Origin of the sequence: Variovorax boronicumulans, assembly GCF_009811375.1 — a bacterium.
Classification (GTDB): Bacteria; Pseudomonadota; Gammaproteobacteria; order Burkholderiales; family Burkholderiaceae_C; genus Variovorax; species Variovorax boronicumulans.
The window spans coordinates 864,847-887,204 of sequence record NZ_BKDH01000001.1 but is presented as its reverse complement, the minus strand read 5'-3'; the positions used below and the strand labels follow the sequence as shown (position 1 = coordinate 887,204).

Annotated in this window: 18 protein-coding genes and 1 pseudogene; 9 read left to right on the top strand and 10 right to left on the bottom strand. The window is 68.2% G+C overall.

All coding sequences use genetic code 11. The features are described 5' to 3' along the window. Positions 1–27: 27 nt before the first annotated feature. Together VHAB30_RS04145 and pabB are read left to right on the top strand one after the other, a co-directional pair. Positions 28–1,407 (top strand): TAXI family TRAP transporter solute-binding subunit, encoded by a 1,380-nt coding sequence (locus VHAB30_RS04145; protein ID WP_159275918.1) that lies wholly within the window; start codon positions 28–30, stop codon positions 1,405–1,407. A gap of 24 nt (positions 1,408–1,431) precedes the next feature. Continuing rightward, positions 1,432–3,188, top strand: a pseudogene (gene pabB / locus VHAB30_RS04140) (aminodeoxychorismate synthase component I). 75 nt (positions 3,189–3,263) lie between these two features. Here pabB and ettA read toward each other — a convergent pair. After that, positions 3,264–4,925: an energy-dependent translational throttle protein EttA gene (gene ettA / locus VHAB30_RS04135; RefSeq protein ID WP_062475998.1), complete on the bottom strand. Its 1,662-nt coding sequence runs from the start codon at positions 4,923–4,925 to the stop codon at positions 3,264–3,266. Positions 4,926–5,219: 294 nt separating this feature from the next. Between ettA and VHAB30_RS04130 the strand changes: the two genes are divergently transcribed. Next, on the top strand, positions 5,220–7,028 hold the full coding sequence (locus VHAB30_RS04130) for a DEAD/DEAH box helicase (RefSeq protein WP_159275917.1): 1,809 nt from the start codon (positions 5,220–5,222) through the stop codon (positions 7,026–7,028). 114 nt (positions 7,029–7,142) lie between these two features. Continuing rightward, positions 7,143–8,195 (top strand): endonuclease/exonuclease/phosphatase family protein, encoded by a 1,053-nt coding sequence (locus VHAB30_RS04125; RefSeq protein WP_159275916.1) that lies wholly within the window; start codon positions 7,143–7,145, stop codon positions 8,193–8,195. Between the two features lie 6 nt (positions 8,196–8,201). Here VHAB30_RS04125 and VHAB30_RS04120 read toward each other — a convergent pair whose 3' ends face one another. From VHAB30_RS04120 to VHAB30_RS04100, 5 genes are all read right to left on the bottom strand, one after another. Then, positions 8,202–9,401, bottom strand: coding sequence for a mandelate racemase/muconate lactonizing enzyme family protein (locus VHAB30_RS04120; RefSeq protein WP_062476010.1), 1,200 nt, complete (start codon positions 9,399–9,401; stop codon positions 8,202–8,204). 86 nt (positions 9,402–9,487) lie between these two features. Beyond that, positions 9,488–10,498, bottom strand: coding sequence for a TRAP transporter substrate-binding protein (locus tag VHAB30_RS04115; RefSeq protein ID WP_062476013.1), 1,011 nt, complete (start codon positions 10,496–10,498; stop codon positions 9,488–9,490). A gap of 61 nt (positions 10,499–10,559) precedes the next feature. Then, a complete protein-coding gene (locus tag VHAB30_RS04110) occupies positions 10,560–11,861 on the bottom strand; it encodes a TRAP transporter large permease (protein WP_070062487.1) in 1,302 nt (433 codons plus the stop codon). Beyond that, the gene (locus VHAB30_RS04105) at positions 11,858–12,409 is read right to left on the bottom strand and encodes a TRAP transporter small permease (protein ID WP_223301408.1); all 552 of its coding nucleotides are present in this window, start codon (positions 12,407–12,409) and stop codon (positions 11,858–11,860) included. Before VHAB30_RS04105 ends, VHAB30_RS04110 begins: the two co-directional genes overlap by 4 nt. Before the next feature lie 54 nt (positions 12,410–12,463). Continuing rightward, positions 12,464–13,213, bottom strand: coding sequence for a FadR/GntR family transcriptional regulator (locus VHAB30_RS04100; RefSeq protein WP_062476018.1), 750 nt, complete (start codon positions 13,211–13,213; stop codon positions 12,464–12,466). 215 nt (positions 13,214–13,428) lie between these two features. Here VHAB30_RS04100 and VHAB30_RS04095 point away from each other — a divergent pair, with 215 nt between their 5' ends. From VHAB30_RS04095 to VHAB30_RS04075, 5 genes are all read left to right on the top strand, one after another. After that, positions 13,429–15,168, top strand: coding sequence for an IlvD/Edd family dehydratase (locus VHAB30_RS04095; RefSeq protein ID WP_062476021.1), 1,740 nt, complete (start codon positions 13,429–13,431; stop codon positions 15,166–15,168). Between the two features lie 296 nt (positions 15,169–15,464). Beyond that, positions 15,465–16,376, top strand: a complete 912-nt coding sequence (locus VHAB30_RS04090; RefSeq protein ID WP_062480116.1) for a 2-dehydro-3-deoxygalactonokinase — start codon at positions 15,465–15,467, stop codon at positions 16,374–16,376. After that, complete coding sequence (locus VHAB30_RS04085) at positions 16,373–17,014, top strand: 2-dehydro-3-deoxy-6-phosphogalactonate aldolase (protein ID WP_159275915.1); 642 nt, start codon at positions 16,373–16,375, stop codon at positions 17,012–17,014. The genes VHAB30_RS04090 and VHAB30_RS04085 overlap by 4 nt, the downstream gene beginning before the upstream one ends. 48 nt (positions 17,015–17,062) lie before the next feature. Beyond that, complete coding sequence (locus VHAB30_RS04080) at positions 17,063–17,800, top strand: aldolase (RefSeq protein ID WP_159270854.1); 738 nt, start codon at positions 17,063–17,065, stop codon at positions 17,798–17,800. A gap of 113 nt (positions 17,801–17,913) precedes the next feature. After that, a complete protein-coding gene (locus VHAB30_RS04075) occupies positions 17,914–18,240 on the top strand; it encodes a hypothetical protein (RefSeq protein WP_095746254.1) in 327 nt (108 codons plus the stop codon). A gap of 6 nt (positions 18,241–18,246) precedes the next feature. Here VHAB30_RS04075 and VHAB30_RS04070 read toward each other — a convergent pair whose 3' ends face one another. From VHAB30_RS04070 to VHAB30_RS04055, 4 genes are all read right to left on the bottom strand, one after another. Next, positions 18,247–18,954 (bottom strand): SDR family oxidoreductase, encoded by a 708-nt coding sequence (locus tag VHAB30_RS04070; RefSeq protein ID WP_159275914.1) that lies wholly within the window; start codon positions 18,952–18,954, stop codon positions 18,247–18,249. A 38-nt stretch (positions 18,955–18,992) separates the two neighbouring features. After that, positions 18,993–20,417 carry an MATE family efflux transporter gene (locus VHAB30_RS04065; RefSeq protein WP_062480125.1) on the bottom strand — a complete coding sequence of 475 codons (1,425 nt, stop codon included), beginning with the start codon at positions 20,415–20,417 and terminating at the stop codon, positions 18,993–18,995. Between the two features lie 15 nt (positions 20,418–20,432). Beyond that, positions 20,433–21,749 carry an MFS transporter gene (locus VHAB30_RS04060; protein ID WP_159275913.1) on the bottom strand — a complete coding sequence of 439 codons (1,317 nt, stop codon included), beginning with the start codon at positions 21,747–21,749 and terminating at the stop codon, positions 20,433–20,435. A 112-nt stretch (positions 21,750–21,861) separates the two neighbouring features. Beyond that, a complete protein-coding gene (locus VHAB30_RS04055) occupies positions 21,862–22,317 on the bottom strand; it encodes a MarR family winged helix-turn-helix transcriptional regulator (protein ID WP_159275912.1) in 456 nt (151 codons plus the stop codon). Positions 22,318–22,358 lie beyond the last annotated feature (41 nt).

Below are 22,358 nucleotides of genomic sequence, written 5' to 3'. Positions count from 1 at the left end.
CGCGCGCACCGCACGACGAGGCACCCCATGGCGTTCCCCCGCACCCTGAAGCTGATCCTGCTGTCGATCCGCGACCTGATCGCCTCGGCCGGCCCGATCGTGTTCATCGTCATCGGCCTGCTGATTGCGGCCTACTGGTGGCTGCAGCCGCAGCCGCCCAAGCACGTGACGCTGGCCACCGGCCCCACGGGCAGCGCCTACGCGCAATTCGGCAAGCGCTACGCCGACGCCTTGAAGCACAGCGGCATCACCGTCGAACTCAAGGCCACCTCGGGCTCGACCGAGAACCTGCAGCTGCTGCGCACCGGCGGTGCCGACGTGGCCTTCGTGCGCGGCGGCAGCGCCGACCCGGTGGCCGACGAAGAGGCCGGCCTGCGCTCGCTGGGCGCGCTGTTCTTCGAGCCCATCTGGCTCTTCTACCGCACCGACACCGCGCAGAAGATCGATCGCAAGACCGGCATGCTGACCTCGCTCACGCAGCTGCGCGGCCTGCGCGTGAACGTCGACCTGCCGGGCAGCGGGCTGCCCGAGATCATGGAGCGGCTGCTCAAGGCCAACCGGCTCGGGCCCGACGACCTGCTGCTGTCGAACCTCGAGCAGGCCGCCGCGGCCGAGGCGCTGCAGGCCGGGCTGCTCGACGCCATCGTGCTGTTCTCGGCCCCGCAGTCGCCGCAGGTGCAGCGGCTGCTGCGCGCCGGCGACATCCAGCTCATGGACTTCGGCCAGGCCGAGGCCTACACGCGGCGCTTTCCGTTCCTGTCGGCCGTGACGCTGCCGCGCGGCGTGGTCGACCTGTCGAAGGACCTGCCGCTGCACGACGTGTCGCTGCTGGCCGCCACCACCTCGCTGCTGTCGCGCGACGAGACCCACCCGGCCTTGCGCCAGCTGTTCGCACAGGCCGCGCAGACCGTGCACAGCGACGCCGGCTGGTTCAACCGCGCGCGCGATTTCCCCAACACCCGCACCAGCGAACTGCCCGTGAGCCCCGAGGGCGACCGCGCGATCAACGGCACGCCTCCCTTCTGGCAGCGCTACCTGCCGTTCTGGGCCAGCAACCTGGTCGAGCGCATGTGGCTGGTGCTGGGCGGCGTGCTGGTGCTGATGCTGCCGCTGAGCCGCGTGATCCCGCCGCTGTACCAGTTCCGCGTGCGCCGCCGCGTGTTCCGCTGGTACGCGCGGCTGCGCGACATCGAGGCCAAGGTGGACGGGCGCCAGAGCCAGGCCGAGCGCGACAAGCTGCTGGAAGAACTCGACGACCTCGACCGCGTGGTCAACAAGGTGGCCGTGCCGCTGTCGTACGCCGACGAGCTCTATGCCCTGCGCAACAACATCTACGCGGTGCGCAAGCGGGCACTCGCGGGCTCGGCGGGGGCAGCCGCCGCTGCGCCGGTCCGCGCGGCCACCTGACAAAAAGGCCCGGGCGCGCGCTTGCTGTCCACGCTGATCGATTTCGCCGACCCGCGCACCGACGGGGCGACCCGGCTGCGCGCCGCCTTCGGCGCACCGGTGCGCGTGCTCGTCGCCCATGCGCCGCACGAGGTGCGCCCTGTGCTGGAGGCCGTCGAGGCGCTGGCCCGCGAAGGTCGCTGGTGCGTCGGCCACCTGCGCTACGAGGCCGCCGCGGCGTTCGATCCGGCGTTCGAGGTGCATGCGCCCGACGGGCCACTGGCCTGGTTCGGCGTGCATGACGAAGTGCTGCCATGGCCGGACGCGCCGGCGCCCGCCGTGGCGCCCGTCGCGTGGACGGCCGACCTGTCGCGCGAGGCCTTCGACCGCAACATGCAGGCGATCCACCGCGCCATCGCCGATGGCGTGCTGTACCAGCTCAACTACACGGCGCCGCTGCGCGCCACTTTCGACGGCGACGCGCAGGCCTGGTTCCACGCGCTGCGGCAGGCACAGCCCAACGGCTACGGCGCCTTCATCGACACCGGCGACGAACAGGTGCTGTCGGTGTCGCCCGAGCTGTTCTTCGACCGCGACGGCGACCGCATCCTCGTGCGCCCCATGAAGGGCACCGCGCCGCGCGGCGCCACGCCCGCCGAGGACGCGGCCCACGCGCTGCGGCTGCGCACCGTGCCCAAGGAGCGCGCCGAGAACGTGATGATCGTGGACCTGATCCGCAACGACCTCTCGCGCGTGGCCCAGCCCTTCTCGGTGCGCGTGCCGCGCCTCTTCCACACCGAGGCGCTGCCCACCGTGTGGCAGATGACCTCCGACGTGGAAGCCCGCCTGCGCGAAGGCACGACGCTGGCCGACCTGTTCGCGGCGCTGTTCCCCTGCGGTTCCATCACCGGCGCGCCGAAGGTGAGCGCCATGCGCATGATCCGCGCGCTGGAGCCCGACGCGCGCGGCGTGTACTGCGGTGCCGTGGGCGTGGTGCGGCCCGGCGGGCACGCGACCTTCAACGTGCCGATCCGCACCGTCACGCTGCGCGACGGCGCCGCGCGCTGCGGCATCGGCAGCGGCATCACGGCCGATGCGCAGGCCGACGCGGAGTGGGACGAGTGGCGGCACAAGCGCGCCTTTCTCGGCGCGGCGGTATCTTCGCAACCATGACCTCCTTCGAGCTGCTCGAAACCCTGGCGCTGACCGATGGCGCACTGCGCGATGCGCCCGCGCACCTCGCCCGCATGCGCAACGCGGCGGTGCACTTCGGCTATCCGTGGCATGAAGCACACCTGACGGCCTGCCTGGACCAACTGCGCGCAGCGCATGCCGCAGGCACATGGCGCGTGCGCCTGCTGCTCGATGCGCAAGGACAACCGCGCGCCGAGGCCTTCGCCATGGACGCTGCGCCACCGCGCGTGCGCCTGCAGCTGGCCGCGCGCGCCTTCGACGAGGCCGACAGCGAGTTCTCGCGCTTCAAGACGACGCGCCGCGCGCACTACGAGGCGTTCACACCGACCACACCCGGCGTGTTCGACACGCTGCTGTGGAACCGCGACGGCGAGATCACCGAATGCACGCGCGGCAGCATCGCGCTGCGGCTCGACGGCCGCTGGGTCACGCCGCCGCTGCACTGCGGGCTGCTCGACGGCATCGGGCGTGCCCGTCGGCTGCGCGAAGGGCAGCTGACCGAAGCGGTCGTGCGCGTGGACGACCTGCCCCGCGTCGAAGCGCTGGCCTTCGTCAACAGCCTGCGCGGCTGGCTCGACGCGGACCTCGTCGGCCACGGCGCCCCCTGAACGACAAAGCGCGCTGCCCCTTGCGGAACCGCGCGCTCTGGTCGTCGAAGCGGCCGAAGCCGCCTGCGTCCTGTCTTACTTGAGTGCCTTGTAGCGCATGCGCTTGGGCTTGGCGCCTTCTTCGCCGAGGCGCTTCTTCTTGTCGGCTTCGTACTCCTGGTAGTTGCCGTCGAAGAACGTCCACTGGCTGTCGCCTTCGGCCGCGAGGATGTGCGTGGCGATGCGGTCGAGGAACCAGCGGTCGTGGCTGATGACCATCACGGTGCCGGCGAACTCGAGCAGCGCGTCTTCCAGGGCGCGCAGGGTTTCCACGTCCAGGTCGTTCGACGGTTCGTCCAGCAGCAGCACGTTGCCGCCCGCGATCAGCGTCTTGGCCAAGTGCAGGCGACCGCGTTCACCGCCCGACAGCGTGCCGACCTTCTTCTGCTGGTCGGCGCCGTTGAAGTTGAAGCGGCCCGCGTACGCGCGGCTGGCCATCTGGAACTTGCCGACGTTGATGATGTCCAGGCCGTTCGAGATGTCTTCCCACACGGTCTTGTCGGACGCCAGTTCGTCGCGGTGCTGGTCGACGAAGGCCATCTTCACGGTCTGGCCGATGACGACCTCGCCCGTGTCCGGCTTTTCCTTGCCCGCGAGCAGCTTGAACAGCGTCGACTTGCCGGCGCCGTTCGGGCCGATGATGCCGACGATCGCGCCCGGCGGCACGGTGAAGCTCAGGTTGTCGATCAGCATGCGGTCGCCGAAGGACTTGCTGACGCCGTGGAACTCGAACACCTGCTGGCCCAGTCGCTCCGCCACAGGAATGAAGATTTCCTGCGTTTCGTTGCGCTTCTGGTATTCCATGTCGCTCAGCTCCTCGAAGCGGGCCAGGCGCGACTTGCTCTTGGCCTGGCGTGCCTTCGGGTTCTGGCGCGACCACTCGAGTTCCTTCTTCAGGGCCTTGGCGTGGGCTTCTTCGCTCTTTTGCTCCTGCGCCAGGCGTTCGCCCTTCTGCTCGAGCCAGGTGCTGTAGTTGCCCTTCCAGGGAATGCCGCGACCGCGGTCCATTTCCAGGATCCACTCGGCGGCGTTGTCCAGGAAGTAGCGATCGTGGGTGATGGCCACCACGGTGCCCGTGAAACGCTGCAGGAACACTTCGAGCCACTCCACCGATTCGGCGTCCAGGTGGTTGGTCGGTTCGTCGAGCAGCAGCATGTCGGGCTTGGACAGCAGCAGGCGGCACAGCGCCACGCGGCGCTTTTCACCGCCCGACAGCAGGCCGATCTTGGCGTCCCACGGCGGCAGGCGCAGTGCGTCGGCGGCGATTTCGAGCTGGTGCTCGGAATCGGTGCCGGCGGTGGCGATGATGGCTTCGAGCTGGGCCTGCTCGGCGGCCAGCGCGTCGAAGTCGGCGTCTTCGGCACCGTAGGCGATGTAGACCTCTTCGAGGCGGGCCTTGGCCGCGAACACCGCGCCCATGGACTCCTCGACCGATTCACGCACCGTGTGCTCGGCGTTGAGCTTGGGTTCCTGCTCCAGGTAGCCGATCGTCATTCCCGGCATGGGCAGGGCCTCGCCCTCGAATTCCTTGTCCACACCCGCCATGATCTTGAGCAGCGTGGACTTGCCCGAGCCGTTCAGGCCGAGCACGCCGATCTTGGCGCCGGGGAAGAAAGAGAGCGAAATGTCCTTCAAGAGCTGCCGCTTGGGCGGCACGGTCTTGCTGACGCGGTTCATCGAATAGACGTATTGAGCCATCTGTGAATGATTACCTTGGGTAGCTTGGGATTTGCGTAAAAGCACGGTCGTCCGGACAGTGATCCGGGCGCGGCGAACCCATGATTATCGACTCATGCGACAATAGTCCTCGTTGCCGGGTCCAGTTGCCCGCAAACCGGCTCTCTGCCGGGGACGAAGAAAACCCCAAATCACCGCGGGTCTTCCGGCTCCCACCCCTGACCTTCATCTGCCTTGACTGGCTCGGCGTCACCCCAAAACGACGCCTGGCGGGCCGATGCCACTGCGCCGTGTATGGCGCTTGTTGTTTCCACAATGAATTTTGACGAACTGAAGCTGGCTCCCGCCATCTTGAAGGCTGTGCACGAGCACGGCTACGACACCCCCACCCCCATCCAGGCGCAAGCCATTCCCGTGGTCCTCGACGGCCACGACCTGCTGGGCGGCGCGCAGACCGGCACCGGCAAGACCGCGGCCTTCACCCTGCCGATGCTGCACAAGCTCACCATGAGCCGCAGCGCCACCAACAAGTTCGGCGGCATCGGCATCCGTGCCCTCGTGCTGACCCCCACGCGTGAACTCGCGGCCCAGGTCGAAGAGTCGGTGCGTACGTACGGCAAGTACCTGCAGCTGGACTCCACCGTGATCTTCGGCGGCGTGGGCATGAACCCGCAGATCAGCAAGCTCAAGAAGGGCGTCGACATCCTCGTGGCCACCCCCGGCCGCCTGCTCGACCTGCAGCAGCAGGGCATGCTCGACCTGAGCCAGGTCCAGATGCTGATCCTGGACGAAGCCGACCGCATGCTGGACATGGGCTTCATCCATGACGTGAAGAAGATCCTGGCCCTGGTGCCCAAGGAAAAGCAGAGCCTGCTGTTCTCGGCCACCTTCAGCGACGAGATCCGCGACCTCGCCGGCTCGCTGCTCAAGAACCCGCAGAGCATCCAGGTCACGCCGCGCAACACCACGGTGCAGCGCATCACGCAGGTGATCCACCCCGTGGGCCGCGGCAAGAAGAAGGCGCTGCTCGCGCACATCATCAACGAGAACAAGTGGAGCCAGGTGCTCGTGTTCACGCGCACCAAGTTCGGTGCCAACAGCGTGGCCGAGTTCCTCACCAAGAACGGCATCGAGGCGATGGCGCTGCACGGCAACAAGAGCCAGAGCGCCCGCACGCAGGCGCTGGCCGGCTTCAAGAGCGGCGACATCCGCGCGCTGGTGGCCACCGACATCGCAGCCCGCGGCATCGACATCGACGAGCTGCCGCACGTCGTGAACTACGAAATCCCGAACGTCAGCGAAGACTACGTGCACCGCATCGGCCGCACCGGCCGCGCCGGTTCGAGTGGCGAGGCCGTGAGCTTCGTGTGCCTGGACGAAGAAGGCTTCATGCAGGAAATCGAACGCTTCACCAAGCAGACGATTCCGGTGCAGAAGGTCGAGGGCTTCGGTCCTGAAGAAGGCGAACGCGCCGAGCCGATCGCCATGGGTCGCCAGACGATCTGGGGCGGCGCCGGCCGTCCGCCGAGCCGCGAAGTCATGCAGGCAGCCGCCAAGGCCGCACGCACCGAAATGATGTCGCGCATCCGCGAGAACAAGGCCGGCCAGGGTGGCGGCAACGGCGGTGGTGGTGGCGGCAATGGCGGCGGTCAACGCCGCGGTGGCGGCCAGGGCGGCGGCGGTCAAGGCCGCAATGCCAACGGTGGCGGCCAAGGCCAGGGCCAGGGCCCGCGTGGCCAGGGCGCAGCCCGTCCCGCACAGGGCCGCGGCCCGCAGCAAGGCCAGCCGCGCGCACCGCAGCAGCCGCATCACCACACGCCCCACGAAGAGCGCCAACCGCGCCATCACGGCAACAGCCACAGCCCGACGCAAGCCAACCAGGTCGCGCACCTGCGCGCTGAAGCCGTCGCAGGCGGCGGTGCAGCCGGCCAGCCGGACCCGTTGCGCACGAGCGTCGACCACATGGGTGGTCGCGGTCGCGGCGGTCGCCCGGGCGGCGGCGGTGGTGGCGGCTACGGCGGCAACCGTTCGGGTGGCGGTGGCCGCTCGGGTGGCGGCGGTGGCTACGGCGGTGGCGGCGGTGGCCGCTCCGGTGGCGGCGGCGGTCGTTCGTTCGGTCGCTGAAACGCGCACGCGCGTCGATTCCACAAAGGGCACTTCGGTGCCCTTTTTCGTTTCTACCGGGGCGGCCGGCGCAGCAGGTTCGTTTGCACCGTCTCAGGACACAATGTGCGGGCCATGCCCTCCTACATCCCGCCCAACTACGCCACGCTCTTCGTCGCGACCTGCAACCTGCTCAACCTCGCGAACCCCAACCGCGTGTACTACGAGAACCAGGACGCCTACAACGAGCGCGAATACGAACGCAAGATCGACTGGATCGGCGAGCGCATCCACGCGCTCAATGCCGACGTGCTCGCGGTGCAGGAGGTGTGGGACGAGGCCGCGCTGAAGGCCGCCATCGGCCGCAGCGGCCTGCGCTACGACTTCGTCTCGGTGCCGGGCGCCGAGAACTCGCCACCGCCCGCGAGCCCGCCGGGCACGCCCGGTCGGCCGGGCGCACAGGGCACGCCGCGCGTCGGCATCGTCACGCGGCTGCAGGTGGACAGCGTGCAGTCCTTCGTCGACTTTCCCGCGGGCTTCGGTGTGGAGGTGCCGGGCATCGGCCCACACACGCGCTTCGAGCGCCCGCCCCTGCTGGCCACCGTGCGCATGAAGCACGGCCAGCAGGTGCATGTGCTGACGGTGCACCTGAAGTCCAAGCGCCCCAAGTTCCTGCAGGACGCGCAAGGCAACTCCCTCGAAGACCGCGACGACCGCAAGATCGGCGCGATGGCCTCGCTGCGCTCCTTGCTGATGCGCGGCGCCGAGGCCGCGGCCCTGCGCTGCATCGTGATCGACCTGCTGCAGGGCACCAACGTGCCGCTGGTGGTGATGGGCGACTTCAACGACAACCCGCACAGCGTGACCACGCAGCTGGTGGCCGCCACCTCCGAGGTGGCCTACGACAAGGCCGCGCGCGATGTGGCGCTGTTCAACGCCTACGAGATGCAGGGCGAGTCGGCGCTGAAGAAGGACGTGGCCTATTCGCACATCCACCAGGGTTTTCCGGACGTGCTCGACCAGATACTCGTGAGCGAGGAGTTCGTCGCCAGCAGCCGCCACAGCCTGGGCGACGTGCGCCGCGTCGACTACTTCAACGACCACCTGCACGAAGGCCGCGACCGCTCGCGCTCGGACCACGGCTTCGTGCGCGCCCTGCTGCGGCTGCGCACCGACGACAACCGCTGACAGGCGCTACGCCGCCTTCGACACCCGCACGATCGCGTCGGCGCGCTTGTGCAGGTCAGGCAGCAGTTCCAGGCCGAGGCCGGGCTTGTCGTTGAGGCTGATCATGCCGTTCTCGACCTTCGGCAACTCGGTGACGAGCTCCTTGTACCAGCCGGTGAAGAAGGCGCGCACGCTCTCCTGGATGAGCGCATTGGGCGCATGCAGGCTCAGGTGCGTGGAGGCGGCCCAGACCACCGGCCCCGTGCAGTCGTGCGGTGCCACGGGCAGTTGCCAGGCGTCGGCCATGGCGGCGATCTTGCGCGCCTCGGTGAGGCCGCCGCACCAGCTCAGGTCGAGCATCGCGACGCCGGCCACGCCGGTCTGCAGGTAGTCCTTGAAGCCCCACTTGTAGCTCAGCGTCTCGCTGGCGCAGACGAGCGCCTGGCAGTCCTTCGCGTACTGCTTGAGCAGGTCGAGGCTGTCCATGCGGATGGCGTCCTCGTGCCAGAAGGTGTCGAACTCCTGCAGCGCGCGCGCGATCTTCTGCGCCATCGGCAGCCGCCACAGGCTGTGGAACTCGACCATGATGTCCATCTTGCCGCCCACCGCCTGGCGGATCTTGCGGAAGGGCTCGAGCGCGGTGTCGAGGTCGGCGTTGCTGATGTACTGCCCGTGGCTCTTCTCCGCCGCCGGGTCGAAGGGCCAGATCTTCATGGCCGTGATGCCTTCGGACAGCAGCGACTCGGCCAGCTCGTCGGCGTGGTGCAGGAAGCCCTGCAGGTCTTCGTAGGGCCCGTTGTTGTTGGCCAGGCCCCAGTTCGAGCTGGTCTGGTTCGTGGCGCTGCGGATGTACTGGTAGCCCGCGCAGGTGTTGTAGATGCGGATCGCATCGCGGCTCTTGCCGCCCAGCGCCGTGTGCACCGGCATGTTGGCAGCCTTGCCGAACAGGTCCCACAGCGCGATGTCGACGGCCGAGTTGCCGCGCGTTTCCACGCCCGATCCGCGCCAGCCCAGGTAGCCCGTGATGTCGCGGTTGCGCGCCTCGATCTGCAGCGGGTCGGTGCCCAGCAGTTTCAGCGCCGCCCACTCGTGCAGGTAGGCCTCGACCGCTTCGGCGCCCATGAAGGTCTCGCCGAGGCCGACCAGGCCCTCGTCGGTGTGCAGGCGCACCCACAGGATGTTGGGAAACTCGCCCAGGCGGATGGTTTCGAGCTGCGTGATTTTCATGACAAGGATTCCGCAAAAAGAAAAAGCCGCAGCGGCGGGTGCCGCGCGGCTCTTGCAAACATTCAGCGCATGGCCGAAAGCCTCGGTCAGCCCCCGCGCGCCTTCTTCAGCGCGTCGGTGACCACGCCCACGGCTTCCGTGCCGATGTTGGGCACGTTCTTGTCGTACACGGGCTTGACCTTCTCCAGCATGCGCTTCTGTTCGGCCGCCGAGACTTCGTTCACCGTCATGGTCTTGCGCAGGCTGGCGAGCGACTTCTCGTTGAGCGCCCGGTTGGCTTCGCGCTGGACCTTCTGGCCTTCCTTCGCGGCCTCGCGCAGCACCGCCTGCTCCTGCGGGTTCAGCTGGTCCCAGAGCTTCTTGCTGTAGAGGATGAGGAAGGGCGTGTAGGCGTGGCGCGTCACGCTCAGGTACTTCTGGACCTCGCTGAACTTGGAGGTCTCGATGGTCACGAAGGGGTTCTCCTGGCCGTCGATGGTGCGGGTCTCCAGCGCGGTGAACACCTCGCCGAAGGCCATGGGCACGGCGTTGGCGCCCAGGGTCTTGAACGAGTCCAGGAAGATGTTGTTCTGCATCACGCGCAGCTTCACGCCTTCGAAGTCCTCGGCCTTGGCCACTGGCTTCTTGCTGTTGGTGAGGTTGCGAAAACCGTTCTCCCAGTAGGCCAGGTTCACGAGACCGGCGGCTTCGAGCTTCTTGTTGAAGTACTCGCCCGCGGGGCCGTCGAGCACCGCATCGGCCTCCTTCTCGTTGGCGAACAGGAACGGCAGGTCGAAGGCGCCGAGTTCCTTCACGATGCCCACCAGCGGCGAGCTCGAGGTGCACACCATTTCCTGCGTGCCGGCGCGCAGCGCCTGCGTGGCCGGCAGGTCGCCGCCCGCGGCGCCGCCCCAGAAGGCCGTGATCTTCATCTTGCCGCCGGTCTTGGCCGCCAGCACTTCCTGCATCTTCTTCACGCCCACGCCCACGGGGTGGTCTTCGTTCACGCCGTTGGTGAACTTGATCGTGCGTTCGGCAAATTGCGCGAGGGCGCCGGTCGACGCCAGCAGGCCGCCGGCCACGAGGGCGGCGGTCATCAGGGTTCTGCGAAACAACATGCTTGTCTCCTTCGATTCGAGGGGTTGGTTGAACGAACTGACTGACAGGAAAAAAGAAGAACTAGCGCCCCATCCACCACTGCAGCGGCACGGTCACGAGCTGCGGGAAGAACACCAGCGTGAACAGCACCACCAGGTGGGCGATGAAGAACGGCATCACGCCCTTGAAGGCATCGTCCATCGAGATGCGCGCCACGCCGCTCACCACGTTGAGCACCGTGCCCACGGGCGGCGTGATCAGGCCGATGGCGTTGTTCATGATGAACAGCACGCCGAAGTACACCGGGTCGATGCCGGCCTTGAGCACCACGGGCATCAGCACCGGCGTGAGGATCAGCACGGTGGGCGTGAAGTCGAGCGCGGTGCCCACGATGACGATCAGCACCATCATCACGAACATCAGCAGCGTCTTGTTGTCCAGGAAGGGCTCGAGCAGCGACACCACCTCGGTCGGGATGTTGGCCACCGTGATGAGCCAGGCGCTCACCATCGCGGCGGCCACGAGGAACATCACCACCGCGGTGGTCTTGCCGGCCGCGAGCGTGAGGCGGTACAGGTCTTTGACCTTGAGTTCGCCATAGATGAAGAGACCCACCACGAGTGAATAGACGGCCGCGACCACGGCGGCTTCGGTCGGCGTGAAGACGCCGAACTTCATGCCGCCGATGATGATGATCGGCAGCGCCAGCGCCAGGCTGCCCTGCGCCGTGACCTTCAGCCGCTCGCCCCAGGGCACGCGCGGCGAGGACTTCACGTTGTCCTTCCGGGCCACGATCCACCAGGCCACGCCCACCGCAAGCCCCATCAGGATGCCGGGCACGATGCCCGCGAGGAACAGCTTGGTGATCGACACGTTGCCCGCCACGCCGAACACGATGAGCCCGATCGACGGCGGGATCACCGGCGCAATGATGCCGCCCGCGGCGATGAGACCGGCCGAGCGGTTCATCTGGTAGCCGGCGGCCTTCATCATCGGGATGAGGAGCGCGGCCAGCGCGGCCGTGTCGGCCACGGCCGAGCCCGACAGCGAGGCCATGATGATCGCGGCCAGCACCGCCACATAGCCCATGCCGCCGCGGTAGTGGCCGACCCAGGCCATCGCCAGGTTCACGATGCGCCGGCTGAGCCCGCCGGCGTTCATGAACTCGCCGGCGAGCAGGAAGAACGGCACCGCGAGCAGCGGGAAGTTGTCGGCGCCATCGACGAAGCGCTGCGCAATGATCTGGCTGTCGAAGGCCGGCAGGCCGCCGGTGTAGGCCAGCCAGCCCATCAGCGAGACGCCGCACACCAGCAGCGAGTACGAAATCGGAATGCCCAGTGCCATGGCGCCGAGCAGGGAGACGATGAAGATCGTGACAGTCATTGCGCCACCTTCCCGTGTGCGGCGGCGTCGAGCACCTGTTCTTCGGATTCCATGATCTGGATCAGCTCCTGGTCGGGCACCCGGCCCCTGAACAATCGCCAGAGCTTGTCGATGTTGAAGAGGGCCATCACCACCGACACCACGTAGCCGATGCCGTAGACCCAGATCATCGAGATGCCGACCACGGGCGAAATGTTGGTCACCTGCAGCTCGTGCATCTCGTAGGTGCCCATGAAGAAGAGCACGTTGCAGAACAGCATGAGCGACTGGCTCAGGAAGAAGCAGACCTTCTTGCCCATGAGCGGCAGATGCTTGATGAGCGTGTCGACACCCAGGTGCGCGCCGTCGCGCATGGCCACCATGGCGCCGATGTAGGTGAGCCAGATGAAGCAGTAGCGCGACATCTCGTCCGACACCGAAATGCCCGAATTAAAACCGTAGCGCAGCACCACGTTGCCAAACACCATGACGACCATCGCCACCATGCACACGACGACGAGGAACTCCAGCAGGCGAAAAAATCCGTCGATAGCCCTTTGCATCAGCATCTGCGTCTCCTGACTTTCCAGTGTTGTTATGGGATGTCTGCGCGGCCGCCGCGTCTAGAGCGGGAAGGCCTTCAGCTGCGTCGCCGGGCGGCTGATGCGCGGAATCTTCTTGCGCGAGGCCAGCACCGTCTCGATGTCGTGGCGCGCACCGTCGATGAGCACCAGCACGGCTTTCTCGGCGGCGGCCGGATCGCGTGCGATGACGGCGTCGAGCACCGCGCGGTGCAGCGGCAGCGAACTCGCGGGCCCGTTCTTGCGAGTGGTCGAAATCTCGAAGCTGGTGCGCAGCAACGCGCCCAGCGCACGGCTCATCTGCACCAGCATGCGGTTGTGGCTGGAACGGATGAGGCCCTGGTGAAAGCGCAGGTCGGGCGTGATGTAGTCGCCGCCGAACTCGATGGCGCGCTTCATGCCCGCGTAGGCGTCTTCCATGTCGGCGATGTCTTCGGCGGTGGCGCGCTGGGCGGCCAGCGCCACCGCGGCGGGCTCGACCACGCGGCGCAGGTCCTGCAGGTCGCGCAGGAACTCGGCCGACAGGCCCGCCTGCGTCTGCCAGACGATGACATCGGCGTCGAACCAGTTCCACTGGTCGGGCGGCTGCACACGCGTGCCCACCTTCGGGCCGCTGGTCACCAGGCCCTTGGCGATCAGCGACTTGATCGATTCGCGCACCACGGTCCGGCTCACGCCGAGCTCTTCGCACAAGAGCGGCTCCGGCGGAATCGACGCGCCGGGCGCATAGCGGCCCGCGACGATGTCGCTGCCGATGCGGTCGACCGTGTTGCCGTGAACGTTCTTGATCATGCCTGCCTGTGGGTGTGTGGTTCTGGTGGTGTCCGGTGCCTGTTTGCCTGCCCGTATCGGGGCCGGATTCAGGCAGCTCTTGCCTGTGCCGGCCACTCGAAAACCCTGAATGCGCGACAGCTCGTCACGCTTATCATATGATGATTGAAACGGTCTTCCCGCAGGAAAAACCCTGAGGATTTCCGCAAAGCATCAACGACGAAGAGACACATCCCATGAGCAACGCCCCGAAGAAAAAGCCCGCCAGCGAACTGCGCAGCCAGCAGTGGTTCGGACGCCACGACCGCGACGGTTTCATCTACCGCAGCTGGATGAAAGGCAAGGGCGTGCCGCACGACCAGTTCGACGGTCGCCCGGTCATCGGCATCTGCAACACCTTCAGTGAACTCACGCCCTGCAACTCGCACTTCCGCACGCTCGCCGAGCAGGTGAAGATCGGCGTGTACGAGGCCGGCGGCTTCCCGCTCGAGTTCCCGGTGATGTCGCTCGGCGAGACGCTCCTGCGCCCCACCGCCATGCTGTACCGCAACCTCGCGAGCATGGACGTCGAAGAAAGCATTCGCGGCAATCCGCTCGATGGCGTGGTGCTGCTCATGGGCTGCGACAAGACCACGCCCGCGCTGATGATGGGCGCGGCCAGCGTCGACCTGCCGACCATCGGCGTGTCGGGCGGGCCCATGCTCTCGGGCAAATGGCGCGGCCAGGAACTGGGCTCGGGCACCGGCGTGTGGCAGATGAGCGAGCAGGTGCGCGCCGGCACGCTCAAGCTGCAAGACTTCTTCGAAGCCGAGAGCTGCATGCACCGCAGCCACGGCCATTGCATGACGATGGGCACGGCCAGCACCATGGCCAGCATGGTCGAGTCGCTGGGCATCGGCCTGCCGGGCAACGCGGCCTACCCTGCCGTCGATGGCCGCCGCAATGTGCTCGCACGGCAGGCGGGCCGGCGCATCGTCGACATGGTGCATGAAGACCTGAACATGTCGAAGATCCTCACGCGGCAGGCGATCGAGAACGCGATCAAGGTCAACGCGGCCATCGGCGGCTCGACCAACTTCGTGATCCACCTGCTGGCCATTGCGGGCCGCATGGGCGTCGAGCTCACGCTCGACGACTTCGACCGCCTCGCCGCCGACCTGCCCTGCCTCGTGAACCTGCAGCCCTCGGGCCAGTTCCTGATGGAAGACTTCTGCTACGCGGGCGGCCTGCCCGTGGTCATCAAGGAAATCGCCGACCACCTGCACAAGGACATCCTCACCGTCACCGGCCAGAGCGTGTGGGAGAACGTGAAGGACGCCGAGAACTACAACCCGCAGGTCATCCGCACCCAGGCCGAGCCCTTCAAGGACAAGGCCGGCATCTGTGTGCTGCGCGGCAACCTCGCGCCCAACGGCGCCATCATCAAGCCCAGCGCGGCCACGCCCGAGCTGCTGGTGCACAAGGGCCGCGCGGTGGTGTTCGAGAGCGCCGACGACCTGCACAAGCGCATCGACGACGAGAACCTGGACATCGACGAGCACTGCATCATGGTGCTCAAGAACTGCGGCCCCAAGGGCTACCCCGGCATGGCCGAGGCCGGCAACATGCCGCTGCCGCCGAAGGTGCTGCGCAAGGGCATCACGGACATGGTCCGCATCAGCGACGCGCGCATGAGCGGCACGGCCTACGGCACCGTCGTTCTGCATACCGCGCCCGAAGCGGCTGCGGGCGGCCCGCTGGCACTGGTGCAGGACGGCGACATCGTCGAGCTCGACGTGCCGAACCGCAAGCTGCACCTGCACGTGAGCGACGAGGAGCTGGCGAAGCGCCGCGCGAAGTGGGTGGCACCCAAAGCGCCGCTGGACTCGGGGTACTGGAAGCTGTACGTCGACACGGTGCTGCAGGCCGACCAGGGGGCGGACCTGGCCTTTCTGCGCGGTCGCCGTGGGGCCTTTGTGCCGCGAGACAATCACTGATTTGGAGAGATCCAGGGCGCGCTCCCGCCGACGGGGTACCTTGCTCCGCGAATGTCCCCCGCCCTTCGGGCTCCTCCTTGATTTCGCTGCGCAAGGCACCCCATCGACGTGAGCGTTGTTCGCTGCAGTCGTTGATCGGCACGCACAACAACCGCGCCTCCAGTGCCCAGGGCACTGGGTGCTTCCCGCAGCGAAATCAAGGAGGAGCCGAAGGCGGGGGACATTCGCGGAGGGAAGTACCCGGTGCCCTGGGCACGCGCCCCGAACAAACTCTCGAAACGCAACAGACGACAGACATGACAAGACTCATCGCCATCGACTGGGGCACAAGCTCGCTACGCGGTGCATTGCTCGACCCGAGCGGGCAGGTCATCGAAGAGCGCAGCGACGCCCGCGGCATCCTCACCGTGCCCGAGGGCGGCTTTCCTGCCGTGTTCGAGTCGCTGTTCGGCGACTGGATGCGCCTGGCAGACACGCGCTGCCTGATCTCCGGCATGGCCGGCAGCAAGCAGGGCTGGGTCGAAGCGCCCTACTGCCCCTGCCCCGCAGGCCGCGTCGAAGTAGGCCGCAGCATCATCGCCACAGACGCCATCCCCGGCGCGCGCATCGCCATCGTGCCCGGCCTCAGCGACGAACACGCCGGCGTGCCCGATGTGATGCGCGGCGAAGAGGTGCAGATCCTCGGCGCCATGACGATCACTGGCCTGGACGACGGCGTCTTCGTGCTGCCCGGCACCCACAACAAATGGGCCACGGTCAAGAAAGGCCGCGTCGCGGGCTTTCGCACCTACATGACGGGCGAGTTCTACGCGCTGCTGAGCCAGCACTCGATCCTGGGGCGCACGCTCGACGCCGCCGCGCCGCTCGACGAAGCCGCGTTCCTCGAAGGCGTGACGCGCTCCGAGAACGGCCACGGCCTGCTGCACAACGCCTTCGGCACCCGCACGCTCGCGCTGTTCGAACGCATGCCCAAGGAAGAGCTGTCGAGCTACCTGTCGGGCCTGCTCATCGGCGAAGAGCTGCGCACGCAATCGGTACAGGCTGTCGGCGAGGTCGTGCTGATCGGCTCCTCGGCCCTCACCCAGCGCTACACCCTGGCCCTGCGCGCCACCGGCGTCGCCACGCGCACGCTCGGCGCCGAAGCCACCTGGGCCGGACTGCACACGCTGTCCGGCTTTCTCGACACCGACCGGACACCCGCCCCATGACCACGCCCCTCGACAAATTCAACGCCGCGATGCAGGCCCTGCCGCTCGTGGCCATCCTGCGCGGCCTCTCGCCCGCCGAAGCCGCCGACGTGGGCGACGCCATCGTCGAGCCCGGCTTCCGGCTGCTCGAAGTGCCGCTCAATTCGCCGCAGCCACTGGAGAGCATCGCGCTGATGCGCCAGCGCTTTCCGAACGCGCTGGTCGGCGCGGGCACCGTGCTCGACGCCAAGCAGGTGCGCGAGGTGCATGCGGCCGGCGGCGAGCTGATCGTGTCGCCCAACTTCAATGCCGACGTCATCGCCGAGGCCGCGCGCCTGGGCATGGTCTGCCTGCCCGGCGTGATGACGCCGACCGAAGCCTTCGGCGCGCTCGCGGCCGGCGCCACGGGGCTCAAGCTGTTCCCGGCCGAGCTGGCCTCGCCCGCCGTGGTGAAGGCCCTGCTCGCGGTGCTGCCGGCCGGCACGCCCGTGATGCCCGTGGGTGGCATCGCCCCCGACAACATGGGCACGTGGCGCGCGGCCGGCGCCGCCGGCTTCGGCATCGGCTCGTCGCTCTACAAGCCCGGCAAGACCGCCGCCGCCGTGCGCGAAGACGCGCAGCGCTTCGTGGCGGCCTGGGCCGGTCTGGTCCGCGCCTGATCCGGCACGAACGATTCACCCACCACAAGAAAGAAGGAGACCCCCGCGATGTCTGCCGATTCCGAATACGCCAGCCCCGCCGTGCGCCAGTTGCGCGAAGACCTCGCGCTCGCGCTGCGCGCCGCGGCCCACCACGGGCTGTCCGAAGGTGTGTGCAACCATTTCAGCGTGTTGCTGCCGGGCGCGCAGGACCGCTACCTGATCAACCCGCGCGGGCTGCACTGGAGCGAGATCGGTCCTGACGACATCGTGCTGATCGACGTGCACGGCGAAGTGCTCGCGGGCCGCCACCGCGTGGAGCCCACCGCCCTCTTCATCCACGGCGCAGTGCACCGGCTCACGGGCCACGCCGTGGTGCTGCATTGCCACATGCCCTATGCGACGGCGCTGACGCTCACGGTCGACCGCGCGCTCGATCCGACCGCCAGCCAGAACGCCATGCGCTACATGAACCGCATCGCCATCGATGCCGAGTACAACGGTCTGGCACTGGACGACGCCGAGGGCGAACGCATTGCGCGCGCCATGGCCGGCAAGGACGTGGCCTTTCTCGCGAACCACGGCGTGATCGTGGCGGGCGGCACCATCGCCCACGCCTACGACGACCTGTACTACCTGGAGCGCGCCTGCCTGCACCAGGTGATCGCGCAATCGACCGGGCGCCCGCTGGTGCCCGTCAACGCCCAACTGGCCGCGCATGTGGCGGCGCAGATCCAGGGCGAGCGGGAACAGTCCGATCTGTTCTTCGAAGCCCTGCGGCGCATGCTGCCGGCCCCGCAACGCTGAAAAAGCGCGAGCGCAGCGGCTTACAGCTCTTCATGCGATTTCGCTTCCGGCTTACAAGAACTTCACATAATGGCGCGACGATGAGGCATCGCAATCACTCCCCAGGAGTCGCCATGAAAAAGCTGACATTCGCCTTCGGTGCTGCCGCCCTGCTGTCGCTGGCCGCCCTCACCGCGCCGGCCCATGCCCAGGCCGGCGGCCCGTTCATCCAGGCCCAGGTGTACGTGACGCCCGCGCCGCCGCCGCGCCATCACTACTACGCCCCGCCGCCGCCCCCGCGCCACTACCACCCGGGCTACTACGACGGTCCGCGTCGCCACGGTTACTACGACCACGGCCGCCGCGACTGGGAAGGCCGTCGCCACGGCCGCCGGGACAACGACGGCGACGGTGTGCCCAACCGCTACGACCGTCGCCCGAACAACCCCTACCGCTATTGACGCACTTCAGACCGGCGGACTCGCATACGCGGGCCGCTCGGTTGACAGGCTCTGCTTGAGCTGGCGCGTGACCTCGTCGGCCAGCACCTCGGGCAGCCCCGCTTCCACGCCCGCCAGTGCCTGTCGCGCCGCGTCGTCGGGCGAGGTCTTGGGGCCAGGCAGGCGCGCCGCCATGTCGGTGTCCATGAGCGCCACGTGCAGGCTCGTGACCTGCGTGCCCTGCCCCGCCAGTTCGTTGCGCAAGCCGTTGCTGAGCGACCAGGCCGCCGACTTGGTGGCGCTGTAGGTCGCCACGCCGGGGAACGTCGTCCAGGCCAGGGCCGACAGCACGTTGAGGACCGCACCGCCGCCGTTCGACGCGAGCACCGGCGCAAAGGCCTGCGTGAGCGCCCAGGGGCCGAAGAAGTTGGTCTCGAACTCGGCGCGCGCCGCGGCCACCGCGTCGGGCGAACCCAGGAAGCTCGATCCGCGCGAGATGCCCGCGTTGTTGACCAGCAGCGTCACGTCGCCGCAGGCGCGCACCGCGGCCTCGATCTGCGCGGGCTGCGTCACGTCGAGCGCCACGGGCACGACGCCCGCGAGCGTGACGCTCTTCGGGTCGCGCGCGGCCCCGTAGACCTTGCGCGCACCGGCCGCGAGTGCCGCCTTGGCGAACGCCAGGCCGAGCCCCCGGTTGGCACCGGTGATGAAGACGACGGAATCCTTGATCTGCATGGCGAGCCTTTCGTTGATGAAAAGAAAAAGTGAGCGCTTCAGGCCTGCGCCACGCGGCGCAGCAACCCTTGGGTCGTGCGCGGCCAGCCGACGCGGCCGAACCACGCACCGCCCGCGATGGCCGAGGCGATGACGATGCCGTACACCACCAGCGCCACGCCCTGCGCCGCGAACACGCCGGTGAGCCCGCCGCCCCAGCGCAGCGCCAGCCAGCCGCCCGTGCCCGCCACGGCGAGCCGCGCGATGTTGCCGAGCACCGGCCACAGCAGCCGGCCCGCGCCCTGCGAGGCGAAGTACAGCACCAGCCCAACGCCGAAGAAACCGTACAACGGCCCCACCACGCGCAGGTAGTGTGCGCCGGTCTCGAGCATCACGGGGTCGTGGCCGAACAGCATCAGCCACGGGCGCGGGAACAGCGCCGCTGCCAGCCCGATGACCTCGGCCATGCCGAAGGCCAGCGCCGCGCCGGCCCAGGTGGCACGCAGCGCGCGCTCGCGCAGCCCCGCGCCCATGCAGGTGCCGACCATCGCGACCAGCGGCGCGCCGAGGCCGAACACCAGCGGCACCAGCAGATACTCGAGCCGCGATGCCGTGCCGTAGCCGGCGAGCGCGCCCGCGCCGAAATGGCCGGTGAGTGCGGTGGCGATGCCGATCGACAGGTTGGTCGCCACGGTCGACACCGTGCCGATCAGGCCGATGCGCAGGATGTCGCGGAACAGCGGCCAGCGCATCTGGAACGCCGCCAGCGTGGGCCGCAGCAGGCTGCGCGGCGAGCGCAGGTAGGCGATGAGCGCGAGCGAGCCCAGCAGGTAGTACAGCAGGAGCGCCAGCGCCCCGCCCGCGATGCCCATGCCGCCCCACGGCCCGATGCCGAAGATCAGGAGCGGCGACGCGGGAATGAGGAACACCACGCCCACCACCGTCACGTTGGCCGGCACCGCCATGTTGCCGGTGCCGCGGATGATGGCGGACAGCGAGTTGAACAGCCACACCAGCACCGCGCCCGCGAACACCCAGTTCGAGTACGTGAGCGCGGCTTCCAGCGCCGCGCCGGTGCCGCCCATCACGCCATAGAGCCAGCGCCCGCCCAGCAGCAGCGCCAGCGTGAAGCACAGGCCGAAGCCGATCGCGATGACCACCGCATGCCACACCAGCGCATCGGCGTCGCCCCGGCGGCGCGCGCCCAGCGCACGCGCGATCGACGAGGCGATGCCGCCGCCCATCGCGCCGCTGGAGGTCATCTGCATCAGCATGACGATGGGGAACACCAGCGCCATGCCGGCCAGCGCGTCGGTGCCGAGCTTGCCGACGAAGTAGGTCTCGATGAGCCCGACGGAGGCCTGCGCCAGCATCACGAGCACATTGGGCGCGGCCAGCCGCAGCAGCGTGGGGATGATGGGCGCCTCGAGCAGGCGGCGCGTGCGCGGATCGAGGTCGCCGTTCGCTTGTTGGGGGGTGGTCATGCGGGTCTCCGGCGGTCAGGCGCGTGCGGCGGCGTTAGTGGTGGCCGCAGCCGGTGCGGTGGCGGTCTTGGCGGGACGGCGGATCGCCATGACGATCAGCGCCGCGAACAGGCAGGCCGCGCCGGCCGTGTACAGCGCCGGCGTGTAGGTCAGCAGCAGCGTGCGCGCAAAGCCCGCGCCGTAGGCCGCGGTGGCCGCGCCCAGTTGGTGGGCGGCGAAGATCCAGCCGAACACCAGCCCGACCTTGGCGGGGCCGAAGGCGGCGCCCGCGAGCTTGACGGTCGGCGGCACGGTGGCGATCCAGTCCAGGCCGTAGAACATCGCGAACAGGCCCAGGCCGTAGATCGTGAACTCCGAATGCGGCAGCCAGAACAGCGACAGCCCGCGCAGGCCGTAGTACCAGAAAAGCAGCTTGCGGTTGTCGTAGCGGTCGGAGAGCCAACCCGACAGGATGGTGCCGACGAAGTCGAAGGCGCCCATCATCGCGAGCACCGAGGCGGCGGGCACGGCGCTCATGCCGTAGTCGCCGCACAGCGAGATGAAGTGCGTCTGTACCAGGCCGTTGGTGCTCAGGCCGCAGATGAAGAAGGTGCCGGCCAGGATCAGGAAGGTGCGGTTGGTCGCCACCTCGCGCAGCACGCGAAACGGCGTGGCGAAGTTCATCGTGAAGGCGGGCGCCGGCGCCGGCTGCGTGCCGGGCGCTTCACCATAAGGCAGCAGGCCGATGTCCGACGGCCGGTTGCGCACCAGGCACAGCGCGAGCAGCGCGATCACCACGCTGCCGACCACGATCGGCACGATGGCCGAGCGCCAGCCCCAGTGCTCGATCATCCAGGCCGCCAGCGGCAGGAAGGCCAGCTGGCCGGTGGCCGCGCTGGCCGTGAGCATGCCCACGACCAGGCCGCGCCGCGCGACGAACCAGCGGTTGGCCACCACGGCGCCGAGCACCAACGCCGTCATGCCGGTGCCCAGGCCGAGCATCAGGCTCCACAGCACGAACAGCTGCCACAGCTGCGAGGCCGTGGTGACCAGCGCCATGCCCAGGCCGACCAGCGTGAGGCCGGCGCACATCACCGCGCGCAGGCCGTAGCGCTCCATCAGCACCGCGGTGAACGGGCCCATGAGGCCGAACAGCGCAAAACGCAGCGCGAGCGCGGACGAGATCTGCTCGGTGCTCCAGCCGAACTCCTCGCCGAGCGGCTTCATCATCGCGCCCGGCAGGCCGAGCGCGGCCGACATGGTGAGCATGGTCAGGAAGGTGACGGTGGCGACGATCCAGCCGTAGTGGATGCCGCGGCGCTGCAGCCATGCGGAGACGTGGGTGGCGAACATGGGACCTCTGGAACTGTTGGAATGGGTCGGGGGAGAAACGAAGAGACAGGAAATCCGGCCGCGCGGCTGCGTAGACGCGGAACGTGTTCGTTGCTGAAGGTGGTGGGAAGCGTCAGTACTGCACGTCGACCGGCTCGCCCGTGCCCAGCAGCGCGAGCGACTCGTCGATGAGCGCATGCAGCGCCAGCACGCGCTCCACGCCCAGCAGCGCATTGAGCTTGAGCTGCGCCGTCTTCCAGTGCTGCTGCGCTTCGCGCCACTTGGCCTCGCCGGCGTCGGTGAGCGACACCAGCCGGCTGCGCGCATCGGCGCCCGCCACTTGCGCCACCCAGCCCGCGGTAATGAGCGGCTGCAGGTTGCGGCTCAGCGTGGACGCGGTCATCTTCAACTCGCCCGCCAGGTCGACCGGGCGCATCGGGCCCAGGCGCTTGAGGTGCGACAGCAGCGAGTACTGCGTGGTCTTGAGGCCGCTGCGCGACACCTCGGCGTCGTAGTGCTGCGTCAGGCGGCGCATCAGCTGGCGCGTCTTGAAGCTGGTGCAGCCGCGGGGTTGGGTGGGTGTGTCCATGGGGTATTATTGTATGTGCAACTATTGCATATGCAATCAAC